Genomic DNA, 22,693 nt, shown 5'->3' on the forward strand with positions numbered 1-22,693 from the left:
AGTCGGGCAGCGAACCGATTTTCGCAGGAGCGTAGACCATGACGAAGTGGGCCAAATCCCTTATCCGTATTTCCACCTTCGAAGTCGAAACGCTCCAGAAACGCCTGGCCGAGGTGGTCACGCGCCGCACCCATGTCGAGATGAAGGTCGCGACGCTGGACGCCGAGTTCGAGCTGGAATGCGTCAAGGCCGGCAACGATGTCGGCATGGCCTACAGTCTGAACGCCTACAAGCGCGGCTTCAAGTTGCGCCGCGACGCCGCCATCGCCGATCTGGAACTGCTGGCCCGTGAAGAAGATGGCGTCCGCGACCAACTGGGTATGGCGTTCGAAGACCTGAAGAAGTTCGAACATGTCGCCGAGGTCACCAAGCTCCGCCGTGAGGCCGCCTTCAAGAAGGCCGAAAACGCCGCCCTCGACGAAGCCGCCCTGCGTATCAAGAGAGCTTAACATGGACCGGCGCGCGCTGATCGCAGGCGCCGCCGCCCTGACTCTGTCGACTCCGGCCTGCGCGGCTTATCCGCCCGGCCTGCCGCCCCTCAAATCGGTGTCAACCTACCCGCTCGGCGTCGCCGTGCGCCATCTTCATCTGTCCGATCCGGATTGGGCCAGGCTGGCTGTTACCAATTTCTCCCAGCTCACGGCCGAGTGGGAAATGAAGATGGAATACATGCTGCGCGATGATGGGTCACTGCAGTTCGATCGCGCCGACGCCCTGGCCGCTTTTGCGCGCACTTACGGGATGAAGGTCCATGGCCATACCCTGGTATGGTACGCTCAGGACGGGCTGCACTTCCAGAAGCTGAAGGGCACTCCGGACGCCTTCCTCAACGCCTATGTGGCCTATATCCAGAAGGTCACGGGTCGCTATGGTGGAATCGTCCGCGGCTGGGATGTGGTCAACGAGCCCATTTGGAACGACGGCCGTGGCCTGCGGCCATGCCTGTGGCGCGAGGTCCTTGGTGACGACTACATTGGGTTGGCTTTCGAAGCGGCGCATCAGGCCGACCCAGCCGCCGTGCTGTTTCTCAACGACTACAATCTCGAACTGACGCCCGCCAAGCGCACGACTTTCCTGAAGCTGTGCGAACGCCTGCTTAAGGAAGGCGCGCCATTACACGGCATCGGCACCCAGGCCCACATCAGCGCCGATCTGAACCCGGCCGCGATGATCGTCGCCATCCGCGACATCGCTTCACTGGGTCTGCAGGTGCATATATCAGAGCTCGATATTTCCCTGCGTGGGGACCGGCTGACCAATGTCGTCAAACCGCGCCTGGACCAGCTCAAGGTCTTCGAAGCGGTGATCAGGGCTTATAACGACGTACCGGCGCGCCAGCGCTACGGCCTGACGGTATGGAGCCTGCGCGACAAGGATTCGTGGTTGAATTCGAAGCGCGAACGCAAGGGGCCAATTGCCGACGCGCCGGTCCTGTTCGATGATCGCGGCCGCCCCAAGGCCATGGCCGAGCGGTTTGTAGAGATGGTGCGGTAATCAGATATCCCGGCGTTCGAAGCGCGGACGGAAGAATGGATCTTCCAGAATATTGGGCTCGCCACTTTCGACGGTCGAAGCCCGCGTCGGCGACGCGGCAGCTTCGGTTTCCGGCAGGGGCACGTCGTACTCGGCCTGGGCACGCGGTTGCGACGCCGGCGCCGTAACAGCCTGTGGCGTTTCCAGCTTTTCCTGGAACTGGCGCAGGAAGCTGAGATCTTCCGCGATGCTCATGATCGCCAGGAAAAACTCGCACGCCGCACGCCACAACATGACGCAAACCAGGATCGAAAGCCAGCCGACGATCAGCATCGGCAGGGCCAGGACCCAGCCCATGACGGAGCCGTCCTTCATCGCTTGACCGATCGCCACGCCCAGGACGGCGCAGGCGGAAATCAGCAGAATCCCCAGGCCACACCAGTAGATTATATGAACGATCGGCTTGGACAGCAGGCGGTTGAAGGTGAACAGGTCCAGCCAGATGTCGCGCGGCCGGGTCGAGCCGAAAACCTGACGGATAACCTGTTTCATATGCCTGGCCTTTTACGCGAATTGGGCGAACTATATTCGTCTAGAAGGCGCTTTTGCCCTGAATTGTCAAGGGGTTTGCAGGCGTCGAACTGAATGTTGGCATTTGTCCTTTCTTCGCGTCTTCGCGTCTTCGCGTGAAAAACTTCTCAGGTTCACGCGAAGGCGCGAAGGCGCGAAGACGCGAAGACGGCATGACGCCGCAGCCGTCTCATAGCCGCGAAATCAGTGCCCCTTGCGTCGCCCACGCTTCCGAGTGGAGGGCAATTTTTCACTATCATCAAGGGTCAGAATGGAGGCTGGGGTGAGCGATTCAGCAAAGCGTTGAAAGTCATCCAATCGTCCTAAAACCAGGGCCAATCGTAGCAGGCTTTCAAAACTGATCTGCCCGGTCCTTTCAAAGCGTTTCAACGAACCCAGGCTGACGCCTGAACGGAGACCAAGTTCGTCCTGCGTCAACGCTTTCGATAAGCGCAGTGCGCGAAGGCGAAGCCGCATTTCATCAAGAACATCGCTCGGGACAGATAACGAAAGCGCCAATAAACTATCTCTTAAAGCCAAATTTGGCGCTTAATAGATAATATAGTATCTGTTAAATGAAAAGCGTCAGACCTGTCCGACGGTTTTCAGGCGCACCTTGGGGTGGATTTCGTTCTGGCTCATCACCACCGTGTTGGCGCGGAAGCGTTCGATGATCGAGCGCACGAACGGGCGGATCTGGGGCGAGGTCAACAACACCGCCACCTCGCCGTTCATCGATACGCGCTCAAACACATCACGCACCGAGCGGATGAATTCCTGCAGGTGCGACGGCGCCATGGTCAGCTGGCGGTCCTCGCCCTGGCCGACCAGCGACGCTGAAAAGGCGTTCTCCCAATCGTGTGACAAGGTGACGATCGGCAGTGCGCCATCGTCGCCGCGGTTTTGCCAGCACAGCTGCCGCGACAGGCGCGAGCGGACGTGTTCGACAATCTGGCCGATCGACTTGGTGTGCGAGGCGATCTCGCCCATGGCCTCCAGGATAGCCGGCAGATCGCGGATCGACACCCGCTCCTTCAGCAAGGCTTGCAGCACCCGCTGGACCGTCGCGGTCGACACGACGGTCGGGATCAGATCGTCGACCAGCTTCTTGTCGTCGCCCGGGATGTCGCGCAGCAGCTTGGTCAGTTCCGAGTAGGAGAGAAGTTCGGACATATTGTCCTTGAGGATTTCGGTCAGGTGGGTGGTAATGACGGTCGCCGGGTCGACGATGGTGTAACCCAGGAAGGTCGCCTCTTCGCGCAGGGCATTGTCGATCCAGGTCGCTGGCAGGCCGAACGCCGGCTCCTTCATGTGCTCCCCTGGCAGTTCGACCTGGCGGCCGGAGGGATCCATGGCCATCAGCGCGCCGATGCGAACTTCGCCGGCGCCGGCCTCCATCTCCTTGATGCGGACGCAATAGCCCTGGTAGTTCAGGCGCATATTGTCGAGGATGCGCACCGATGGCATGATGAAGCCGTACTCCTGGGCCAGGGTACGGCGCAAAGCCTTGATCTGATCGGTCAGCTTTCGCCCGTCCAGGTCGTTGATCAGGCCCAGAAGACCCAGACCCAACTCGATCTTGACGTCATCGATAGCCAAGGCGGCCGAAATCGGTTCCTCTTCCGGCGGCAGGTGGCTTTGCTCGGTTGCGGCGATTTCCTGGGGCGTTGGCGGTTTCGGCGCCCGGCCAACCTTCCAGGCCAGCAAACCGGTCGCGATGGCGATCGCCGCAAAGAAGAAAATCGGCATGCCCGGGATCAAACCCATGACGCCCGACGCCGCCGATACCATGCCCAGCGCCACCGGGTTCATAGCCAGCTGGGTGACCAGGGCCTTGTCGGCCGAACCGTCGACCCCGGCCTTCGACACGAGAAAACCGGCGGCGATGGAGATGATCAGGGCAGGAATCTGGGTGACCAGACCGTCACCGATGGTCAACAGCAAATAGGTCTGGGCGGCTTCCCCGGCGTCCAAACCATGCTGCAGTATGCCGATCAACATACCGCCGATGATGTTGACCAGGGTGATGACGATGCCGGCGACGGCATCACCGCGGACGAACTTGGAGGCACCGTCCATGGCGCCGAAAAAGCCCGATTCCTGTTCGACCTCCTTGCGCCGCCGCTTGGCTTCGTCGCTGTCGATAAGACCCGAAGACAGGTCGGCATCGATGGCCATCTGCTTGCCGGGCATGGAGTCGAGGGTAAAGCGAGCGGCGACTTCGGCGATACGGCCCGAGCCCTTGGTGATGACGACGAAATTGACCAGCACCAGGATGGCGAACAGAATGCCCCCGATGATGTAATTGCCCTGGGTCATCATACTGCCGAAGGCATGGATGACGGCGCCGGCGGCTTCTTCACCTTCGTGGCCGTGCGAAAGAATGATCCGCATGGAGGTGATGTTCAGCGCCAGGCGAAACAGGGTCGTGACCAGCAGCACGGTCGGGAAGGAACTGAAATCGAGCGGCTTCTTGATGAACAGGCCGGTCATCAGGATCAGGATGGACGACGTGATCGAAAGCGCCAGCAGGATATCAAGGATCAGCGGCGGCATCGGCAGGATCAGGATCACAATGATCGAGATCACGCCAACGGCCATGATGATGTCGCCGCGTTTTATCCACCCGAGGATTTCGGAGAACTTGAACGGCACGGCCGCAGCGTTTGCCACTTAAGAACTCCAGACGCTTTACGAAGGGTTGGCTGATCGCGCGCCCGCAGGCGGGCGCTAGGCAAAACTTACCCGGTCGATGGTGAACAACGGGTTAAAGACCGGCGGTAAGGGCCTGTTGGAACAGCGGAATTGCAGGAGGCCAGGGAATTCTAAAACGCCATCCGGGCGCCGGCGACGACCGAGAAACCGGTCAGATCCTCGCCGATACGGGCCTCGCCGCGGAGATAGGCCTCAGCGCCATTGCCGAAGCGGGCTTCGACGCCCGAGGCGATGCGGGTATAGCTGCCCGACGCCTGGGTGGTCAGGGTGACCGGATCGGCGCCACCTGCCGGCATGAAGGCGGTAACCGCTGGATCGCCCTGGTCTTCGGCCAGGCCCAGCAGCACAAACGGCCGCAGCCGGACGACGCCGCGCATGTCCTCGGTGCTGAGGCGCACGCCGAGCCCAGCCGTTGTCACCGTCAGCGGCCGGCTGTCGAGCGACCCCAGACCGGAATCCAGGCCCACCACGTCGGTCTTGACCCGCGACGAGCTATAGGCGGCATAGGGTTCGACCGTGTACTCGCCCACGGGGAAGAGCGCCGCCAGCGATGCCGCCAGCGTGTCGACGGTGCCGTCGACGGGCCGGGCCGACAGAAAATCATCCGGCGTCATTTCCAGCTCGCCGCTGTAGGCCTGGAGGCTGGCCAGGATATGTTCGCCCGACGCCACGGCATAGACGCCGTAAAACGGCATGTCGTAACGGCTGCGGTAGAGTTCGTCCTTGGCGCGGCCATGGACCTGGCCGCCGGTCACGCCCAGTTGCAGGCTGCCCCAGCCGCCGGAGCGCTGGACGTCGCCACCGCCCTGGAAGCCGTCAAAGGCGAGGCGCACGGTCTGTTCCGCCGCCGGGGAATAGGCATCCGACGCTGTCGTGGTCATGTCGAAACGATTGCCGCCCCTCACCGCCCGGCCCCAGATCCGGCCTGACCAGCCGTCGCCCTCGGCTTCCGCCGCCAGATCGTGGGCGTCGGGGTAGAAATCCGTCAGGGAGACGGCAAAGGCACGGGTGTGGGCCGGAACGGTTGCCACCGCGCCGGTGTTCAGCGCAGCCACCACACCCCAGTCATTGCCGCCGACGATCTGACGGAAGCTGTAGTCGACGACATTGTTGGAGCTCAGCGCCGCCTGGGTTTGCGCATCGGCAGCGGCCGTGAAGGTCCCGCCGCCGCTGCCACCGGAAATGAGTACGATCGGAGCCGAGAAATAGATCCGGCTGGCGGCGGTGTTGCGGATGCTGACACGGGTCTGGCCCGAGGTCGAGCCTGCAGACAGGCGGTCGGACAGGTTGCCGTTGGAACCGAGATTGGCGTCGAAGCTGAGGCTGGAGCCGGCCGTGCCGGTATAGGCGCCGCTGAGGACAACCCGGTCGCCGGTCAGGCCATTGGCCATGGCGACGGAGCCGCTGTTGCTGAAGCTGGCTGCCCCAAGGGTGCCGGTGGCCGAGCCGGTGCCGATAGAAATGGCGGCGCGATTGTCGGCCGCGCCCAGACCGGTATAGCTGTTGCCGCCCACGGTGAGGGTGCTGCGGTTGAGGAAGCCCGCGCCGTTGCCGGTCAGGGCACCGGTCACGACGAACTGGCCGCTGTTGTCGACGGCGCCATTGACCTGGCCCCGGGCCCAGACCTGGCCGGTATTGAACAGAGGCCCGTTCAGGGTGCCGGTCGAGGTCAGGCCGCCGGCATTGTCGAAAAGGCTGGTCACCGTCACCGTGCCGGCATTGGTGACCTGCGATGCGGCGCCGTTGGCGATCTGGCCGGCCGAGAGGGTGGCGCCGCCGGCGATGGTGACACTCTGGGTCTGGGTCGAGATGTTGGTCAGGCCGGCAAGACCGGTGAAATTGCCTTTGACCGTCAGGACGCCGCGGTTCACGAAGCCGTCGCCGTTGTTGGTCAGAGCACCGGTGACCTCGAACACGCCGCTGTTGTCGACGGGTCCGAATACCTGGCCCTGGGCCCAGACCTGCCCGCCGGCAGCATTGAACAGCGGCCCGTTCAGCACTCCGGTCGTGACGACACTGCCGGCATTGTCAAAGCGGGTCGCCGCCGTCAGGGTGCCGGCATTGTCGATCCGCGACCCGGCCGCATTGGTGATCAGGTCGGCCGACAAGGTGGTGCCGGCGGCTGTGGTCACGCCCTGGGTATGGGTCGAGCTGTTGTTCAGGCTGGCCAGGCCGGTAAGGCTGCCGCCGGTGACCCGAAGTTGCGCCGTATTGCGGTTGGTGAAACTGCCGGCTCCCGTCACCGCACCGGCAATGGTCACCGTGCCGGCGTCATGGTTGTCGACCCCGCCGGTCACCGCACCGCCGGTCGCCATAACGGTCCCGATATTGTCGAACCAGCCGGAGACGGTGCCCGCCGAGTTCAGACTGGCGCTGTTGCTCACCGGACCACTCAAGGTTCCGGCCGCCAGATTGCTCACCAGGCCGGTATTTACCAGACTGCCGGACCACAGGCCGGCATTGGTGATGTTGCCGGCATTGCTGCCGGCAGCGGCGACACTGCCATTATTGCTGACCGTGGCGGACGCCTGGTTGACCAGGCTGCCGGCGTTCAAGGCCGCGCCGGACTGGACGAGCACCTCGTCGCCGTTGGTCAGTGCGCCGGTCAATCCGTAGCTGCCGCTGGTGACGGTCAGATCGCCGGCATTGGCGAAGGTCGAATCCGAGGTCACCGTGCCCGCGATGTCGAAGTCGCCACCCGCCAGGTTGGAAATGGCGCCATTGACCTGGCCGCCATTGGCGGTAAAGGCTGCCGAATTGATCACCCCACCACCTACCGTGCCGGTCGAGGTGAAGTCGCCGTCATTGACCACGCCGCCGGCCAGGGTGCCGGCATTGCTGACCGTTCCGGCGTTGCTCAGCGCCGCCAAGACCGTGCCGCCGTTCGCTACGCTCAGGGTGCCGTTATTGACCACCTGCTGGGCATGGATCTGGCCCGTCGCGCCGACCGTCAGGGAGGTATGGTTGGTCACTGTGCCCAGAGCATCCCCGACCGAGCCCCAGGCGGCCTCAACCACGACCTGGCCACCGCCGACGCTGTCGCTCAGCGTTATGGAACCCGGCACACCCGTTGTGGCGTTGCTGAAATTACCGGTGAAGGTGGCAGTGTGACCGAACGCGTCGATAGTGTTGCCTGCTGAGGCACTCACCGTGAAATTCTGGCCGTAGACTCCGCCCACCTGATCCATGCGCAAGGTGCCGCCTTCGAAGTCGGGCGTGACCCATTGCCCCAGTTCGCTGGCCAGGTAATAGGGCTCGGCGGTGTCGATCGGGCTTATGTTCAGAGCATACCAGAAGCCGTCGACACTGACCGAGTCGTCGCTGGGCGGGGCATAGAGGGTAATGGAGGTGAAGGGCGTGGCAGCGATCAGGCCGAGGTAGGACTGTTCGTTGGCGTCGGGCGTGGTGCGGATGCCGAACTGCTGCACCGGACCGCCGTCCAGCGAATAGTTCATGACGCTGGGCAGGCAGCAGGTCGCCCAATTGTTCACCAGGAACTGGAAGGCGCGGGTCTTGCGGGTGAAATTGACGGTGAAATAGGGGCTGCCCGGCGGCGTGGTGTGCAGGTGAAGATCACCGGACGTGCTGGCGATATATTGGTAGCCCGGCTGTACCGTCAGTCCGGCGGCGCCGACCTGGCCGGCCCAGACATTGGGATCGTCACTGTCGCTGAGCTGCTGGGCGTGGACTGGTGTCGCGGCCAGAAGCCCGGCTGCCAGGGCGGCCATCGACACCGATACCAGGCTGTACGTTTTCATCCGAAGGCTCCCCGTGCCGTGGTTTGTTAACCTTGGGTTAACCCTATCACGACATTGGAAAACGGACAATCATCAACTGTTGATGGTAAGGACTGACCGCCGAGTAACCTACAGGTCGTTCCGCAGTTTCGGACGCGGCCCGGTCAGACCGTCAATCTTCAGGTAGAATTTTCCGCGTTCAAACCGCGCCGGGGCGCGGGGTTGCGCGTCGATGATAACACTGACCGGCGGGATAAGTTGCGGATCTTCATCCCGGGTGATCTGTGTCGTGACGTCCAACTTGCTGGCGCGCGCGGACAGACCTTTGGCGAGCAAGACCGAAGCCGGACTGGTGGACCGTTGCCTCATGGAGTGGCCTTTCGCCTGTACGCGAGGCTGCGTGACAGTCACGTAGCTCACGACATCGCCGTTTATGGGGACGAACGGGCCCGATTGATAGGGCCACGGCCTCCGATAGTTTTACCGCTAGGCCCGCGCCGGCAGAAAGCGGCTGTTGCGCAGCAGGGCCGCGGTGATCAGCGACACCAGGACGCCGACCGAAAAGATTTCCACGAAGGTCAGTGGCAGGCGGATCAGGGGGTTGGCGTAGCTGGCCTTGAACGCCTCCATTTCGGCGGCATAGGCCGACAGCTTGTCGGCGGCGGCGCCGTCGGCCCGCATGCGTTCCAGCTCCATACGCGCCATGTCACCGATATAGTCGACGTCGGCGACCATTTGCGCCACTTCCCAGGCGAACACATAGAACAGGCCGGCGACCACAGAGATGCCGAGGCCAAGGCCCAGAGCCGGCCAGAATTTGATCACCCCGCCCAGTTCGACATCGCGGTGCCGTTTGACGGCGATGAAGACCGCCGACAGGGCGATCAGCATGGTCAGATAGCCGATAACCATGCCCCAGGGGTGGGGCAAGGGGGCCTTTAGGGTGACCGTCATCAGGAACAGCGGCGTACCGACGATGACACCGGCGATGGCGCCGTAGGTCAGGATTTTCTTGAGCATTTTGGATCTCCCTTGAGCAGCAGGTTGCGCGCGCAGGAGACAATGTGCAAGGGGCGCCGGCAATCGCCCGAAAGGGGGAATGGGATGAACGGCGGTGTTTGCGCGCCTGTAAATGGCAGGCCGGTGGAATCAAACGACGGAACACACGGACAGAAGCGGAAAGAAGCGGAATTCCGGGCGAACGATCTTCCGCGCGAAGCGCCTCCATGTCTGAATCGCGGCGCTGTCAGGAAGGTGTGAACGTGCCCGTTCGGAAAGCGCGAAAATCTTGAAGGCGCTTCGCGCGGGAGGTGCCGTTACCAAAATTCAGTTTCTTTCCGCTTCTGTCCGTGTGTTCCGTCGTTTGATTCCACGAACATCTGGAAAGTTTGTATCTATGGCAGGATACCGAGTTCCCGAGCTTTGTTGATGGCGTCCGTCCGACGCTTGGCTTCCAGCTTTTCGAAGAGCCGCGCGACGTGAGTTTTGACCGTATCGGGCGCAATATGCAGCCGTTCGGCAATCTCCTTGTTCGAGCGCCCGGCCGCCAGTTCCTGCAACACGGTCAGCTCGCGCGGACTGATGCCAAGGGTTTCAATCGCCTTCGGATTGCCATCGAACGTCACAGGTTTGGGCCGCGACAGGAGGCGTATGCCGACAAAGACGCCAAGCGCCAGAAAACCAAGTGCGATCAGGCCGATATAGATATCGCCGGCGTGCGACCGCACCAGGCGCTGATAATCGAGCCATTGCAGCGCCAGCGTTCCCGCCGCCAGCAAGAGGCCGTAGATGACCACGCGTTTCCACATGGCATGAGGAATAGGATGTGAAGGGCAGAGGTGCAAGCCGTCATCGGAAGGCCCCTCACCCGATCGCCCACGCTTTGCTCGGCTCTCGTCCTCTCCCCGCAAGCGGGGAGAGGTAAGTTTATCAAGCGCTACGCCGCACTGGCGCCCGATTGCGGCGCCGGAACAGAGATTCCCGCCGCGGAATATTCGTTTAGCTTGTTGCGCAGGGTCCGGATCGAGATCCCCAGGATGTTGGCGGCATGCGTCCGGTTCCCCAGGCAATGGGTCAGGGTCTCGATGATCAGCTTCTGCTCGACCTCGGCGACAGTCGAGCCGACAAAGGTCCGTGCCGCGCTCTCCGCGGCCAGGCTGACCCGGCCGACATAGTCAGAACCGACCGGCGCCACAGGGTTCAGCGGCTGACCGTCCGGCAGACGGATGGCCTCGGCGTCGATCTCCGAACCCGACGACAGCAGTACCGCGCGGTGCATGGCGTTTTCCAGCTCGCGGACATTGCCCGGCCAAGGATGGGCCTGCAGGCGGCGCCGGGCTTCCAGCCCGATTGGCTTCAACCCGATGGCATTGGCCTCGGAATATTTCTTGGCGAAATAGTCCGACAGGGCGACGATATCGGCCGGCCGCTCCCGCAAGGGCGGAATCGCCAGGTTGATAACGTTCAGTCGGTACAGCAGATCTTCGCGGAAGCTGCCGTCCTTCACCGCCGCCGTCAGATTGCGGTTTGAGGTAGCCAGGACGCGGATATTGACCGGCACCGGCTTGGCGCCGCCGACGCGATCGATGACCCGCTCCTGCAAGGCGCGCAGCAGCTTGGCCTGGAGCCGGGCGTCCATTTCGGAGATTTCGTCGAGCAGCAGCGTGCCACCGTCGGCCTCTTCGAACTTGCCGATGCGGCGCGCCATCGCGCCGGTGAAGGCGCCCTTTTCGTGGCCGAACAGTTCGGATTCGAGCAGGTTGTCGGGGATAGCAGCGCAGTTGACCGAGATGAACGGCCGGGTGGCGCGGCGCGACTTTTCGTGGACGTAGCGCGCCATGACCTCCTTACCGACCCCGCTTTCGCCGGTGATCAGGATCGAGGCGTCGGACGCCGCCACCTGGTCGGCCAGCTTAAGGACCGCCTGCATGGACGGATCATTGGTGACCAGCGGACGGCTGTCGTCTGACACAGCGGCCAGCACCGCTGCGATCAGCGCGGCGTCCGGCGGCAGGGGAATAAACTCCTTGGCGCCCGAGGTGATGGCGAAAGCCGCCTTGCGCGGGTCGGGATTGACGCCACAGGCGATCACGGTGATGAAGATGTGCTCGCGCTCATTGGCCTCGATCAGGCCCTTGATGTCGAGCTCATAATCGACCATCAGCAGGTCGGCGCCCTGGCCGCGACGCAGGGCGTCGGTTGCCTGGGCCGGGGTGTCGACATGGGCCACCTTGGCGCCGGTGTCCATGGCCATCTTGACCGCGACCGACAGCTGGCCGCTCAGCTTTCCAACGACTAACAGTCTCATGAGTTGGAGTCCTCGCTCTTGATGATTTCCGTCATGGTGACGCCCAGGCGGTCGTCGACAACGACCACTTCACCGCGCGCCACCAGGCGGTTGTTGACATAGATATCGATCGCCTCACCGACCTTGCGGTCCAGTTCCAGCACGCTACCGGCGCCCAGTTTCAACAGCTGTGACACCGACATGTAGGACTTGCCCAACACGGCGGAGATATTGACCGGGACATCGAAGACGGGCGCGAGATCGGCGGCTGCCTTATCGCCTTCGTCGTCGTGACCGCCGGATGGACCGGTATCCTCGAAATCTTCCAGACCCAGATCGGCCATGGGTTCTACACCTTGATGATGCGCGCCATGAGCACGCGATGAATGATTTTAGTGCCCGTCATGGCGGCCACGAGATTGATGGTATGCATCGGCTTCGAGCGCTTCGTGCAGCGCTTTTTCGAGCGCCTCGACGACCTGATGCGGATTGAATTCGGCGCGGCCGTCCGACCACACGATTTCGAAAGCGCCCTTCGGGAAGGACGGCTTGTCGCGGAATTGTATCTGGCCGGCGAAACCGGCATAGGCGCCGGCCTCCATGGCGGCAGCCTTCAGCTCCTCCGAAGGGGCATTGGCGTGGACGACCAGACGGGCGGTGGTTTCGATTTCCTGGCCCAGGGCTTCCAGGGTGGCGACGACCGGTGCTTCCGGAAAACGGTCGAGAGCCTCGGCGGCGATCTTTTGGGCGCAGATAAGAGCCAGGTCGACGCAGGCACGCTTGTAGTGGTTTACCATCTCATTGACGGTACCGAGCCCCTGATGGGCGGCATCAGCCAGGGCCTGTATGGCAGCGGCCTGGGCCATCTGGGCGCGGGCCATAGCCGAGGCCTCGCCGTCGGCATAGGCCTGAGCGCGAACGACTTCGACCTCGTCGGGGGTGAAGGCCTTTTTTTCGACGGCCTGACGCGCCAGCACCTTGCCGCCGTCACCAAAGACTGTGCCGAACTCGAACCTCTTATGGACGATCGGGGGGCTAGGGGACATGGTGGGTTCCGGCAGACATTCTTGTACCTCTCCGCGCTCTTCGCGTGGGGAGGGGGACCACGAGCCCGCGAAACGCAGTGAAACGCAGCGAGAGACGAGACTTGGTGGTGGGCCGACGTGCTATCGGACCTTGAGCCGATGGAGCTTCCGAAAGAAAGTCGCCCCACCACCAAGTCTCGTCTCTCGCTGCACTCTCTCCTCGTACGCTCCCCGCATGGCGGGGAGGCATAAGAGCAGAAGCGCCAGCGATCTCAATAAATAAGTTCATCATCGCCTCCCTGACCGGCCAGCATGATTTCGCCCTTGGCGGCAAGGTCCTTGGCGACCTGAACCATAGCCATCTGCGAGGCGTCGACGTCTTTCAAACGCACAGGCCCCATCGAATCCATATCGTCGCGCATGATCTTGGCAGCGCGTTCCGACATGTTGGACATGAACATGTCGCGCAAACTGTCCGAAGCGCCTTTCAACGCCAAAGCAAGCTGATCCTTCTCGACGGCCCGCAGCAAGGTCTGGACCCCACCCGGATCCAGCTTCGACAGGTCCTCGAAAACGAACATCAGGGCGCGGATACGTTCGGCCGACTCGCGGTTGCGTTCTTCCAGCGCGGCAACGAAGCGGCTTTCCGTCTGGCGGTCAAAATTGTTGAAGATTTCGGCCATCAATTCGTGGCTGTCGCGCTTCGACGTCCGCGCCAGGTTCGACATAAACTCAACTCTCAGGGTCTGTTCAATCTTGTCGAGGATTTCGCGCTGGACCGGCTCCATGCGCAGCATGCGCTGGACGCATTCGAGCGCGAAGTCTTCCGGCAGGGACGACAGAACGCGGGCGGCGTGGTCGGCCTTGATCTTGGACAGGACCACGGCGACAGTCTGGGGGTATTCGTTCTTGAGATAGTTGGCCAGGACGGCTTCGTTGACGTTACCCAGCTTGTCCCACATGGTGCGACCGGCCGGACCCCGGATTTCCTCCATCAGGGATTCGACTTTTTCCGGCGGCAGGAAGCTGCCCAGCAATCGCTGGGTCTGTTCGAAACTGCCCATGATGGTGCCGGACGACGACAGGCCGGCGACGAACTCGACCAGCAGTTCCTCAACCACGTTGGCGGCGACCGTGCCCAGCGACGACATAGCCTGGGAGATCTCCTTGATCTCCTCTTCGTCGAGTGCTTGCCACAGGGCAACGTGGTCTTCGCCAAGCGCAAGCAGTACTACGGCGGCCTTTTCGACCCCGCTTAAACGCTTGCTGTCATCAATGATATTCTTACGCATGCTGTTCAACTATCGTGCAGCCAGGCGCGCAGAATCGAGACCGACTGCTCGGGGTGACGGTCGACGAATTCCGAAACCTTCTTGACCGACGATGCCTTCACCTGACCTTCGATACGGGCGATGTCGATGCGTTGTTCCTGCTCCACGGTCGGAACCAGGCCGGTTGCGGCGATGTTATCGGCCGCCTGATAGCTGATCGACGGCCCCGTGACGGCCGCCCCAGCCAGAGCCGGCTGACCGGCGCCACTGGTGCCGGCCAACACGCCCGTGCCGCCGCCGTTGATGAACTTCAGCAGCGGGCGAGCGACCAGGAAGATAACCAGGATGGCGACCAGGAACAGCACGGCGACCTCTATCGCCCGCATGATGTCGTTCTTGTCGAAGTCGAACAAAGGTGCTTTTGCATCAGTGCCGGCGGCAAAGTCACCGCGGTTGAAGCGGATATTGCTGACGCGAACCTGATCGCCGCGAGTCTGGTCGTAACCGACGGCCGCCTGGACCAGTTCCTGGATGCGCTGCATGTCTTCGGCCGAGCGTGGCGCATAGGCGGGCGGCGTCTTTCCGTCGGCCGATGGTGTCTCGATACCATCGACGACGACCGCGACCGACAGTTTCCGGATCTCGCCCGGCCCCTTGACCTCGGTTGTCTTGGTGGTTGAGATTTCGAAGTTGGTGACTTCCGATTCCTGATTGCTGTTGTTGCCGCCAGTCGCAATCGTGGGCGCCTGCTGGCCTCCCGGCATATTGGCGGACACCGTCGTCTGGCCGGCAGAATTGGGATCGGAGGTGGTTTCGGTACCTGAATTGGTGCTCGTCGAGCGGACGACCTGGCCATCGGGGTTGTATTCGACCTGTTCGCGGGTGGTCGCGGTCTGGTCGATTTCGGCGGTGACCATGACGCGGGCAGCGCCTGGTCCAACCACGCCCTCGACAATATCCATGACGCGCTTGCGGACCGAATCCTCGATCTCCGACTTGCGCTGCGCCCCGGCGCCGCCTGTGGCGTTGTCGCCGTCACCGCCGGCGGCCAGCAAGTGGTTGCGGTCGTCCACGATGGTAACGTTGTCGGCCTTCAGGTTCGGAACCGCCGTGGCGACGACGTTGCGGATGGCTGCAACCGATTCACTGTTCAGTGTTCCCGCGGACAGGCCGAGAACGACCGAGGCGGTCGGTTCGTTGGCCGAATCCTCGAACAGTTCTCGCTTGGGCATCACGAGGTGGACACGGGCCGAGCTGATACCGCGCAGGGTGCGGATGGTGCGGGCCAACTCGCCTTCCAGGGCGCGCTGGTTGTTGATATTCTGGACCGCCTCGGTCTGGCCGAGCGCCGGCGCATTGTCAAAGATTTCATAGCCGACGCTGGCCTGGGTCGGCAGGCCCTTCGACGCCAGCATCATGCGGGCATCGGCGACCTGATCTCGGTTGACCATGATGGTCGAACCGTCGCCCCTGGCCTCGTACTTGATACCGGCCTGACCCAGGGCAGACGTAATCTCAGACGCTTCCTTGAGGTCGAGATTCGAATAAAGCAGGGACTGCGGCTGGGCGCTGATGTTCAGCACGATTGCCAGAATCACGGCTGCAATGCCGGCCGCAGCGCCCAGGATTGCCGTCAGCCGGCCAACACCGTACCTTTGCAAGCCGTTAAAAAAGGACTCCACGAGCAACCACCCTGTCACCAAATAAGCAGGGCGTCGTTGTTACGCGCCATGCTGACCTCGTGTCCTGAGTCTGAAATTCGCACGTATTTGATATCGGCCCCGGGACGAATTTCAGACTCAAAAGGGCACTCGGTGTTATTGGAACCGGGTGTCGTTCTTGATTTCGAAGTTCGTCTTGTGGGCCATATCGAAATCGCTGGTACTTCGAAATCACGACACTAGGCAGTAATTTCCCAGTGGCGGGTTAATGGCGGCTTAATAGGGTGCGTTAAGTTTTGGGAATTTTCCAATATCTTTGCGCGGCTTGCGTTATTTCTCTCACTGCAGACCGGTTTAGCTCACGTTAACGCCCGGGGCCTGACATCGTTGAGAGCGGGGCCACAACAGACGGTAGAAATTCGGCGGTATCTTTTAAGCCGCAGCGAAATCCGATCTCAAGCATCCAAACGATGGCCTATACCAAGCCTCATAAAGAATGACGCTTGGTATTCGCACTTTTTTCAGCTCAAGCGCCGCATGGCTCCTCGCAAAAGCTCGGGCGCCCGAAGTACGTTCTCTGGCGCGCTTGCCAACCCACGATGAGTCAAGGTCATCGAGGGTTGGTGTTACAATCCGACGCCCCTACCCGGGGGCGGATGCGGATGGCGGCCTTACGCAACCGAGCCACGTCCCGGTTTCGAGACGTGGCAATGATTTTCTTGCCTGAAACCGATGCCGGAGCCTGGAGCGCACTACGAAAAAGTGTCCAGCACGTTTCGGGATGCGCTCTAACGATATTGCTGAATGCGTGTGGTGCGCAGTCCTGCCATGCCATGGCTCTCGATGGCTTTTTGCCAGCACAGGAATTCTTCGGAAGTTATGTTGTAGCGGTCGCAGGCGTCGTCGAACGACAACAATCCACCCCTGACAGCCGCAACCACCTCGGCCTTGCGGCGGATGACCCAGCGTTCCGTGCCCGGAGGCGGCAGATCGTTGAGGGTCAATTTTGCACCCGTCGGACCAATCACGTACTTTTCGCCCTTTGCGTCGCGGCGTTGCTCTTGCAGCATGGCATTTTGCCTTGTGTTACCCATCACCAATTGAAGTGACTATAGACTGCCTGATTAAATATCCGCTTAATCGCCTTAGTAAATATGATACTAATGAGAAGCGTGGGCCGTCACTTGAATCCATTGATGATGACTAAATGGCAAAACTCCAAGATTAACGCGTGTTAACTGTATATATTTACTTTAGCTTTACCGCTTTAGAGCCAACAATTCCTGAAGCATCTCGTCCGACGTCGTTATAATTTTGGACGCCGCTGAATAGGCGCGCTGGGTGGTGATCAAGCCAGTGAACTCCTGTGCCAGGTCGACGGTCGACGCCTCCAGCGATGCCGGCGACAGGGTGCCGGAACCGCCCTCGCCCGGCTCGCGCAGGGTAAATCCACCTGACGCCGACGATACCGTGAAGGCATTGCCCGACACCGGGGTGAGACCGTTGGCATTTATAAAGGTGGCCAGGGCCACCTGGGCCAGCGGCCGTGTATTGCCGTTGTTGTAGATCGCCGTCACCACACCATCGACGCCGATCTCGACCTTGGTCAGCAAACCGAACTCAGTGCCGTTGGCGCTCATCTGCGAGGTCGTCGAGTCACCGGCCAGTTGGGTGATCTCCGAAACCGGACCCGTGCCGCTGAGGCCCAGGGCCAGGGTCTGGCCGGCGGCACCAAAGTCGGCGTCCCAGCGCGGGCTGGTCGTGCCGTTGGAGGCGGCGACGGTAAAGTCGGTCGAAAAGGCGGCGCCATTGGTCGAAGACAGCGCGGTATTGAGCGTGCCATTAGAGTTGAAAGCCAGTTCGCCCGTCGAAATCTGGTTAAGGCCGCCGGTGTCGGTAACGTCAGGCGACCAGACTTCATAGGCCCAGCGATGGGTGTTGGTGGCGGTGTCGACGCCGATCTTTAACAAAGACATGGTGACTGTATGCTGCTGACCCAGCGAGTCCGACACGGTCATGGAGATGGTCGAGTCGGGCTTGGTGCCGACATCGGCAGTGGCGTCATAGGTCGACATCGCGAAGTCTGCATCGGTTGCGTCATAGGTCGCCGCTGCGGCCGATACGGGTGTCGACGAATCCAGATTGGCATCGAAAGTGACCCGCGTCGTCGCTTCCGGCGTATTGGCAATGTTGGACACGTTGATCGGACCCAACTGGGTGATATCGGTCGAGGACGGATTGATATTGCCGCTGCTGTCGGCCGACCAGCCCTGCAGATAAAGTCCGGCTGCATTGCGCAGGAAGCCATTGGTATCGGTGGTGAATGAGCCGTCACGGGTGAACAGCATGGAACTGCCCTGGTCGATGGCGTCCGAGGTGTCGGAGGTGACGAAGAAGCCCTGGCCATCGATTCCCAGGCTGTAGCCCGACGAAGCCGCGTTCAGTTCGCCACGCGCCGTCATGTTTTGCTGGACTGCCGCCGTCACACCATTCGAGGCATAGGTTGCCGTGCCCGAGGTGCCGCTGACCAGGTTGGTAAAGGCGGTCGTGACGCGCTTGTAGCCGGTGGTGTTGGCATTGGCGATGTTGTTCGAAATGGTCGAGAGGGCCGCGGCGTTGGCGGCCAGGGCGGTAACGCCCGATTGCATGGCGCGAGTGACGGTCATGGCGCAAAAATCCTTCTAGAAATCAAGAAACCTTGGAGATGAGAGATAACGGCACATAGGTTCCGCCGACCTTCAGGACGACGGCGCCGTCCCGGACTTCGGCGGCGTTGGCAATGCCCGTGATTGAGACGGAAGCCGCGACGTCACCGGCGGCATTGGTCGCCTTGACCTTCAGCGTGTAATCGCCGGACGTGACCTTGTTACCGCTAGCCGTCTCGCCGTCCCAGGCGACGGTATGGGAACCCTTGCCGGTCTGGTCGGAAGTACCGGTCCAAACCACCGTGCCGTTCTTGTCGACGACGGTCAGATTGACCGCCGCGGCGTCGCCTTCCAAGCCATAGTCCCAGGCGGCCTGGCCATTGGCAAATGTGGCGGTGGCGGTGGCAGCGCTAACCGTCTTGCCGATATAGTTGACCGCAGCGTCCATCGAATTGCCCGCGGCGCCGGCGGCGGCGGCGATCTTTTCGAGATAGGCGTTGCCCTTAAGCTGTTGTTCAACCGAGGAATATTGTACCAGCTGGTTGGTCCACTCGGTAGTGTCCATCGGCGACAGGGGATCCTGGTTACGGATCTGGGCGGTCAGCAGGCTGAGGAAGGTTTCGTAGTTGGCGGCCAGGCTCTTGGTGTCCTTGGCGGCTGTGGTCTGGGTCTGGGGCTGGGCATTGGCGGTGACGGCGTCAACCATGGCGGGGTCCTAAACGGTAAGATCAAGCGCCAGACGTCCGATGCCCGGGCGATGACGGAGTTGGGCGAGTGCCGCATCGAGGTCGGCTTCGATGGTGGCTTGGTCGGACTGTTTCGCGGCGCGGTTGGTCTGTTGCGCATGTGGGCGGGCATTCTGGCGCGCCTGCTGTCCGGCTTGCTGGTCGCTGAAGGCGGTGTTTTGAGATGCGGGGGATTGCGACGGCGTGCTGTCGGCGGGCCGCGATGAAAAGGTCAGGGCGTCACCGTCCAGCTTCAGACCGGCAGCGGTCAGATGCTGGCGCAATTCGCTTTCGCGCGCGGCAAAGGTGGTAGCGGTGATAGGCGTGTCGAACTGCAGGTGAGCACTGACCCGCCCCTCGGACGTGATGGTCAGGGCGACGTCGACCCGGCCAAGATCGGCGGGCTTCAGTTCGAGCTGGAACTTGGTGGTGCCGTCGCTGAGGCGCTTCTGGATGGCGAGGCTGAGCTGGCTCAGCTGCTCGATCGCGGCGTGGGACAGGGCAGACGCCTGCGCAGCGATGGCAGGCGGCGGGGTATAGGGGGTCGCCGTTGTTTCGACAGCCACCTGCTGCAGTGAAAACGCAGGACGCGGGGTTTCCGCCGCGACCGGCTTGACCGCCTCGGCGATGTCGAGCTTGAGGGCGGCCGGTTCGGGCTTTACAGAGTCGATTTCGGCCGTGGGAACCGGGGCGTCGTCGGACCTGCCCTCGGGTTTGGTGTCAAGCGTTGGCAGCTGCGCTGGCAGATCTGATACCATGCGTTTTTCTGCCGAAAGATCCGCTATCTGCTGGGCCGGAACGGGTTCGGGGTTCGGCAAGGCGGCGCGGGGCTGAATCATGCCGGAAAGTTGTGCTTCGGCTGGCGCAACGTCGTCCTCAAGAGATTCGACGGACAGTTCGGTATCGGCCATTTCAGAAGCCATTTTCGGTACCAGACCAGCCTGGACCATGGCCGCAAGATTCGCGCCCACAGGCGTGAAGTTCGAGGCGTTTGTTGTCTCAAACGGTACCGCAGCGACGTTGGGATCGGCGGAAGTTCGCGTCGTCGCCAATTGCGGCAACATCTCGGCCTGGACCACGCCAGCGACCTGCGGATCGGCCGGCGCGGCGTCCGGAAGTATCGCCGGCTCGGCGGGTGCTTTTGTGGGTTCCTTCGCGGAGTCCTGAGAGGCCGTGGTGTTGGACGCGGTTTCCGCCGTCAGAAACCGCCCCACCAAGCCGGTGAACAGGGCGGCGGCGTTCGCGTCCTGGACTGGCGCAACGCTGGCCAGCGCCGTGGCGGTCGGCGCAAAGACAGTCTGACGAAGGGCAGGCGCTGAGGACATGAAACTCGCAAACGGTGAACGCCGCACCCAGGGGTGCGGGAGAATCTGGGTTCACGCATTTTGCGCAAAGGGGATCGTTCACAGAGTGCAAACCGCAGGCCAAGGTTAACATATTGTATTTGCTAATTTTAATCGATTGTTTAGATATGAAAACTTGCCCCGCAGGGTCAAATTTGCCTAACGCCGCGTGCTTTTTGCCGTGCGACCTGCGCAGATACCTTCGACGGCAAACGCCGCGACCACATCTGTCAAGCCTCCAGACGCGACAATTCCTCGGCCAGGAGATCATACACAAGACGTATCCGGCGGCTGGTCCGCAGTTCGCGATGGGTAACCAGCCACAGCGGCACTTCGATGGGCGGCATGTCCGGCAGGACATTGACCACGTCGGGAGTTCGCGCGGCGATCTCAGCGAGCATGGCGCCAACGCCAAGTCCGCGGCGAACCAACTCCCACACCACCACCGTGCTTTCCGAAATCAGTCGAAGATCGTGGCCCTCTACGGGTATGCCAACGCCGCGCATGTAGGCGGCAAACTGTGCGACATCGTCGAATCCGATCAGGTCGGCCGCGATATCGCCGGGCTTTTGCGGCATGCCATGCCTTTCCACCCAGCCACGGCTGGCGTAAAAACCAGCCTTCGATGTGCGGATCATCCGGCCGATCAGGTCAGGCTCGTCGGGGCGGACGTGGCGCAGGGCGATGTCGGCCTCGCGCCGGCGCAGGTCGCTAAGCTTGTTGGAGGAGATGACCACGATCGTGACCTGGGGCGCGTCACGCCGTACGCGCGCCAGGATGTCAGGCAACATATAGGCGGCATAGGAATCCGTCGCACTGATGCTGACCCGACCGCCTACGGCTTCGGAGTGGCCGGTGGCGGAAACCCGGGTCGCCAGGGCCGCCTCGCCCATGACGCGCGCGTGTTCCAGCAGGCCGTGACCCGTCTCCGTCAGAACCAGCCGCTTACCCACCCGCTCGAACAGAGTTACGCCCAGACTTGATTCAAGGGCCATGATCTGACGCGACAGGGTCGGCTGGGTCAGACCGATCTCGCGCGCCGCCGACGACAACGAGCCATGCACGGCGGTGGCGTAAAAGGCGCGAAGCTGGTTCCAGTCGGGAATACTCATGCACATACGTATAAGCGATGTGCATATTTCGGCAATATCATTCCTATCTGTATATGCTAAGCCTTAGGTCACCACAGGAGACACCATGCAGAACACTACCAAGGACGCCCGCTTCTGGGATCGTATCGCGCGCAAATACGCTGCCGACAAGATCGAGGATCAGGCCGGCTATGAGCGCACCCTTGAGCGGACCCGGCATTATCTCAAAGCAACCGATCGCGTGCTGGAATTCGGCTGCGGCACAGGCTCAACGGCGTTGAAGCTGGCGCCCCATAGCGGGTCTTATCTGGCGACCGATGTCTCCGGCGAGATGGTTACCATCGCCCGCGAGAAGCTGGCCGAAAACCCTGTTGCCGGGCTCGAGTTCGCGGCCACGACCCTGGACGATCTCAATGCCGCGCCCGACTCGTTTGATTCGGTCCTGGGCTTCAATATCCTGCATCTGGTCCCCAGCCTGTCGGATGCCGTGCGGCGCGCGCGCAGCTTCCTGAAGCCCGGCGGGTTGTTCATCACCAAGACTGCGTGCCTGAAAGATATGAACCCGCTGATCCAGCTGGCCATACCGGTGATGCAGGCTTTCGGTCAGGCGCCCAATGTCGTGATCTTCTCGGCGCGTCAGTTGGAAACGGTGATCATGTCGGCAGGGTTTGAGATTGTCGAAGTCGCTCGCCACGCTTCAAAGGGCAAGGACACCCGGCCGTTTATCGTCGCCAGGAAGGTCTGAACCGAACGGCATTTAACTGTGGGTGGCAAAAACCGGTCGAATATACCCTTCGACCCGATCGATGATTTCGCCTTGCTGCTCAGGTCGCCATCGCAAACGCACCCACTGGCATTCTGTTTCCGCGTTAACTCTGACGAAAAGGGTTAATCCGTCCTCATACGGCAGGAAGCCGTGTCCCATATATGTCCAACTCTCACCCGCGGGATGAAGTCTGCCGTCATAGTCAGTAAACTCCATCGCAATTTGATAGCGTTGATTGACCTCGAGATGTCTAATACCAGCCCGCGATGACCTTGACTCATCGCGGGCTGGCAAGCGCGACTGCGCGCCCGAGCTTATGCGAGGAGCCATGCGGCGCTTGAGCTGAAAAAATGCGAATACCAAGCGTCATTCTTTACGAGGCTTG

General features: G+C 61.7%; 21 protein-coding genes. 3 read left to right on the plus strand and 18 right to left on the minus strand.

The window, feature by feature from the left end:
* Positions 1-38: 38 nt before the first annotated feature.
* Together ABAC402_RS26720 and ABAC402_RS26725 are read left to right on the plus strand one after the other, a co-directional pair.
* Entirely contained in the window at positions 39-449 is a 411-nt protein-coding gene (locus tag ABAC402_RS26720) for a flagellar export protein FliJ (protein WP_023448768.1), read from the plus strand.
* A gap of 1 nt (position 450) precedes the next feature.
* A complete protein-coding gene (locus tag ABAC402_RS26725; protein WP_023448769.1) occupies positions 451-1,494 on the plus strand; it encodes an endo-1,4-beta-xylanase in 1,044 nt (347 codons plus the stop codon).
* On the opposite strand, the gene ABAC402_RS26730 is transcribed toward ABAC402_RS26725, so the two are convergent.
* The 17 genes from ABAC402_RS26730 to ABAC402_RS26805 form a co-directional block, all read right to left on the minus strand.
* Positions 1,495-2,025, minus strand: a complete 531-nt coding sequence (locus tag ABAC402_RS26730) for a DUF4282 domain-containing protein (protein WP_023448770.1) — start codon at positions 2,023-2,025, stop codon at positions 1,495-1,497. It lies immediately after the preceding gene.
* Between the two features lie 222 nt (positions 2,026-2,247).
* On the minus strand, positions 2,248-2,583 hold the full coding sequence (locus ABAC402_RS39680) for a helix-turn-helix domain-containing protein (protein ID WP_200862123.1): 336 nt from the start codon (positions 2,581-2,583) through the stop codon (positions 2,248-2,250).
* Positions 2,584-2,628: 45 nt separating this feature from the next.
* The gene (gene flhA, locus ABAC402_RS26735; protein ID WP_369751370.1) at positions 2,629-4,698 is read right to left on the minus strand and encodes a flagellar biosynthesis protein FlhA; all 2,070 of its coding nucleotides are present in this window, start codon (positions 4,696-4,698) and stop codon (positions 2,629-2,631) included.
* Positions 4,699-4,868: 170 nt separating this feature from the next.
* A complete protein-coding gene (locus tag ABAC402_RS26740; RefSeq protein ID WP_155847336.1) occupies positions 4,869-8,516 on the minus strand; it encodes a hypothetical protein in 3,648 nt (1,215 codons plus the stop codon).
* Between the two features lie 108 nt (positions 8,517-8,624).
* Positions 8,625-8,864 (minus strand): hypothetical protein, encoded by a 240-nt coding sequence (locus ABAC402_RS26745; RefSeq protein WP_023448773.1) that lies wholly within the window; start codon positions 8,862-8,864, stop codon positions 8,625-8,627.
* Between the two features lie 117 nt (positions 8,865-8,981).
* On the minus strand, positions 8,982-9,515 hold the full coding sequence (locus ABAC402_RS26750; protein WP_023448774.1) for a DUF4199 domain-containing protein: 534 nt from the start codon (positions 9,513-9,515) through the stop codon (positions 8,982-8,984).
* Positions 9,516-9,889: 374 nt separating this feature from the next.
* Positions 9,890-10,291 (minus strand): response regulator transcription factor, encoded by a 402-nt coding sequence (locus ABAC402_RS26755; RefSeq protein WP_023448775.1) that lies wholly within the window; start codon positions 10,289-10,291, stop codon positions 9,890-9,892.
* A gap of 140 nt (positions 10,292-10,431) precedes the next feature.
* Complete coding sequence (locus tag ABAC402_RS26760; protein WP_023448776.1) at positions 10,432-11,802, minus strand: sigma-54-dependent Fis family transcriptional regulator; 1,371 nt, start codon at positions 11,800-11,802, stop codon at positions 10,432-10,434.
* Positions 11,799-12,125, minus strand: coding sequence for a flagellar motor switch protein FliN (gene fliN / locus ABAC402_RS26765; protein WP_023448777.1), 327 nt, complete (start codon positions 12,123-12,125; stop codon positions 11,799-11,801). Before fliN ends, ABAC402_RS26760 begins: the two co-directional genes overlap by 4 nt.
* A gap of 48 nt (positions 12,126-12,173) precedes the next feature.
* On the minus strand, positions 12,174-12,827 hold the full coding sequence (locus tag ABAC402_RS26770; protein ID WP_023448778.1) for a flagellar assembly protein FliH: 654 nt from the start codon (positions 12,825-12,827) through the stop codon (positions 12,174-12,176).
* Between the two features lie 251 nt (positions 12,828-13,078).
* Positions 13,079-14,098, minus strand: a complete 1,020-nt coding sequence (fliG, locus tag ABAC402_RS26775) for a flagellar motor switch protein FliG (protein ID WP_023448779.1) — start codon at positions 14,096-14,098, stop codon at positions 13,079-13,081.
* 5 nt (positions 14,099-14,103) lie between these two features.
* A complete protein-coding gene (fliF, locus tag ABAC402_RS26780) occupies positions 14,104-15,759 on the minus strand; it encodes a flagellar basal-body MS-ring/collar protein FliF (protein ID WP_023448780.1) in 1,656 nt (551 codons plus the stop codon).
* A 767-nt stretch (positions 15,760-16,526) separates the two neighbouring features.
* Entirely contained in the window at positions 16,527-16,808 is a 282-nt protein-coding gene (locus ABAC402_RS26785; RefSeq protein ID WP_023448781.1) for a DUF1153 domain-containing protein, read from the minus strand.
* Between the two features lie 189 nt (positions 16,809-16,997).
* The gene (locus tag ABAC402_RS26790; RefSeq protein ID WP_023448782.1) at positions 16,998-18,404 is read right to left on the minus strand and encodes a flagellar hook protein FlgE; all 1,407 of its coding nucleotides are present in this window, start codon (positions 18,402-18,404) and stop codon (positions 16,998-17,000) included.
* Positions 18,405-18,426: 22 nt separating this feature from the next.
* Entirely contained in the window at positions 18,427-19,089 is a 663-nt protein-coding gene (locus ABAC402_RS26795; RefSeq protein WP_023448783.1) for a flagellar hook assembly protein FlgD, read from the minus strand.
* 9 nt (positions 19,090-19,098) lie between these two features.
* Positions 19,099-20,433, minus strand: coding sequence for a flagellar hook-length control protein FliK (locus ABAC402_RS26800; protein WP_023448784.1), 1,335 nt, complete (start codon positions 20,431-20,433; stop codon positions 19,099-19,101).
* 248 nt (positions 20,434-20,681) lie between these two features.
* Positions 20,682-21,563, minus strand: coding sequence for a LysR family transcriptional regulator (locus ABAC402_RS26805; RefSeq protein WP_023448785.1), 882 nt, complete (start codon positions 21,561-21,563; stop codon positions 20,682-20,684).
* A gap of 85 nt (positions 21,564-21,648) precedes the next feature.
* Between ABAC402_RS26805 and ABAC402_RS26810 the strand changes: the two genes are divergently transcribed.
* A complete protein-coding gene (locus tag ABAC402_RS26810; RefSeq protein WP_023448786.1) occupies positions 21,649-22,287 on the plus strand; it encodes a class I SAM-dependent methyltransferase in 639 nt (212 codons plus the stop codon).
* A 12-nt stretch (positions 22,288-22,299) separates the two neighbouring features.
* On the opposite strand, the gene ABAC402_RS41225 is transcribed toward ABAC402_RS26810, so the two are convergent.
* Positions 22,300-22,638, minus strand: a complete 339-nt coding sequence (locus tag ABAC402_RS41225; protein ID WP_369751372.1) for a DUF3601 domain-containing protein — start codon at positions 22,636-22,638, stop codon at positions 22,300-22,302.
* Positions 22,639-22,693: the final 55 nt, after the last annotated feature.

The sequence above is a fragment of the Asticcacaulis sp. AC402 genome (genome assembly GCF_000495835.1).
Lineage (GTDB): Bacteria > Pseudomonadota > Alphaproteobacteria > Caulobacterales > Caulobacteraceae > Asticcacaulis.

Bases quoted from the DNA above. Each gene is read 5' to 3' on its own strand.
- ABAC402_RS26720 (WP_023448768.1), top strand. From the start codon at position 39: ATGACGAAGTGGGCCAAATCCCTTATCCGTATTTCCACCTTCGAAGTC.
- ABAC402_RS26725 (WP_023448769.1), top strand. From the start codon at position 451: ATGGACCGGCGCGCGCTGATCGCAGGCGCCGCCGCCCTGACTCTGTCG.
- ABAC402_RS26730 (WP_023448770.1), bottom strand. From the start codon at position 2,025: ATGAAACAGGTTATCCGTCAGGTTTTCGGCTCGACCCGGCCGCGCGAC.
- ABAC402_RS26740 (WP_155847336.1), bottom strand. From the start codon at position 8,516: ATGAAAACGTACAGCCTGGTATCGGTGTCGATGGCCGCCCTGGCAGCC.
- ABAC402_RS26745 (WP_023448773.1), bottom strand. From the start codon at position 8,864: ATGAGGCAACGGTCCACCAGTCCGGCTTCGGTCTTGCTCGCCAAAGGT.
- ABAC402_RS26750 (WP_023448774.1), bottom strand. From the start codon at position 9,515: ATGCTCAAGAAAATCCTGACCTACGGCGCCATCGCCGGTGTCATCGTC.
- ABAC402_RS26760 (WP_023448776.1), bottom strand. From the start codon at position 11,802: ATGAGACTGTTAGTCGTTGGAAAGCTGAGCGGCCAGCTGTCGGTCGCG.
- fliN (WP_023448777.1), bottom strand. From the start codon at position 12,125: ATGGCCGATCTGGGTCTGGAAGATTTCGAGGATACCGGTCCATCCGGC.
- ABAC402_RS26770 (WP_023448778.1), bottom strand. From the start codon at position 12,827: ATGTCCCCTAGCCCCCCGATCGTCCATAAGAGGTTCGAGTTCGGCACA.
- fliG (WP_023448779.1), bottom strand. From the start codon at position 14,098: ATGCGTAAGAATATCATTGATGACAGCAAGCGTTTAAGCGGGGTCGAA.
- ABAC402_RS26785 (WP_023448781.1), bottom strand. From the start codon at position 16,808: ATGCTGCAAGAGCAACGCCGCGACGCAAAGGGCGAAAAGTACGTGATT.
- ABAC402_RS26790 (WP_023448782.1), bottom strand. From the start codon at position 18,404: ATGACCGTCACTCGCGCCATGCAATCGGGCGTTACCGCCCTGGCCGCC.
- ABAC402_RS26795 (WP_023448783.1), bottom strand. From the start codon at position 19,089: ATGGTTGACGCCGTCACCGCCAATGCCCAGCCCCAGACCCAGACCACA.
- ABAC402_RS26800 (WP_023448784.1), bottom strand. From the start codon at position 20,433: ATGTCCTCAGCGCCTGCCCTTCGTCAGACTGTCTTTGCGCCGACCGCC.
- ABAC402_RS26805 (WP_023448785.1), bottom strand. From the start codon at position 21,563: ATGAGTATTCCCGACTGGAACCAGCTTCGCGCCTTTTACGCCACCGCC.
- ABAC402_RS26810 (WP_023448786.1), top strand. From the start codon at position 21,649: ATGCAGAACACTACCAAGGACGCCCGCTTCTGGGATCGTATCGCGCGC.
- ABAC402_RS41225 (WP_369751372.1), bottom strand. From the start codon at position 22,638: ATGGCTCCTCGCATAAGCTCGGGCGCGCAGTCGCGCTTGCCAGCCCGC.